Annotated in this window: 1 protein-coding gene; it reads left to right on the top strand. The window is 60.7% G+C overall.

Going from position 1 to position 1,107, the window contains the following annotated elements; translation table 11 throughout:
* Window positions 1-1,107, top strand: a 1,107-nt coding sequence (locus FQP90_RS22925) for an L-serine ammonia-lyase (RefSeq protein WP_144653412.1), incomplete at its 5' end; no start/stop codon positions are given.

Genomic DNA, 1,107 nt, shown 5'->3' with positions numbered 1-1,107 from the left:
TCGGGTGGGGGTGTGGAGTTGCCGTATGCGGTGGAGGATATGGTGTTGCATCCGTTGACGGTGTTGCCGCGGCATACGAACGGGATGAAGTTCGCCGTGGCTGATGCTGAGGGAAACATTGTGCATGAGGCGACGTTCTTTTCGGTCGGTGGTGGGTTCATTGTCCGGGAGGGTGAGGAGGACGCTGCCCGGCAGGAGTTGGAGGAGACGAAGGCGGAGTTGCCGTTGCCGTTCAGGACGGCGGCGGAGTTGTTGGGCCGGTGTGCGTCCAAGGGTCTGGGGATTTCAGACATCATGTTCATCAACGAGCGGGCGTCCCGGTCTGAGGAGGAGATCCGGGAGGGTCTTTTGCATATTTGGGCCGTGATGGAGGCCTGTGTTGAGACGTCGTTGAAGCGTGAGGGTGTGTTGCCTGGTGGGTTGCGGGTTCGGCGTCGTTCGCCTGATTGGTTGGAGCGGTTGCTGAAGGAGGACAAGGACCGGAATGATCCGAAGTATTGGCAGGAGTGGGTGAACCTGATCGCTTTGGCGGTCAATGAGGAGAACGCTTCGGGTGGTCGGGTGGTGACGGCGCCGACCAATGGTGCTGCGGGGATTATTCCGGCGGTGCTGTATTACGCGTTGAATTATGCTCCGGGCATGGATCAGGCCACCCAGGCCGATAAGGATGATGTGGTGGTGAAGTTCCTGCTCGCTGCCGGTGCGGTGGGTGTGTTGTATAAGGAGCAGGCGTCGATTTCGGGTGCTGAGGTGGGGTGTCAGGGGGAGGTTGGTTCGGCGTCGTCGATGGCTGCTGCGGGGTTGGCTGAGGTGATGGGTGGTACGCCGGGTCAGGTGGAGAACGCTGCGGAGATCGCGATGGAACATAACCTGGGGTTGACGTGTGATCCGATCGGGGGGTTGGTGCAGATTCCGTGTATTGAGCGGAACGCGATCGCGGCGGCGAAGGCGATCAACGCGGCGAAGATGGCGTTGTGGGGCGATGGGACGCACCGGGTCTCCCTCGATGAGGTGATCGTGACCATGCGTGAGACGGGCAAGGACATGTCCGATAAGTACAAGGAAACCGCGATGGGCGGCCTCGCCGTCAACGTCGTCGAATGCTGA

Source organism: Paenarthrobacter nitroguajacolicus, assembly GCF_007786235.1.
In the GTDB taxonomy this organism is placed as follows: Bacteria; Actinomycetota; Actinomycetes; order Actinomycetales; family Micrococcaceae; genus Arthrobacter; species Arthrobacter nitroguajacolicus_A.
Note: the sequence above shows the minus strand (reverse complement) of the source record. Positions and strands in the feature narration are given on the sequence as shown.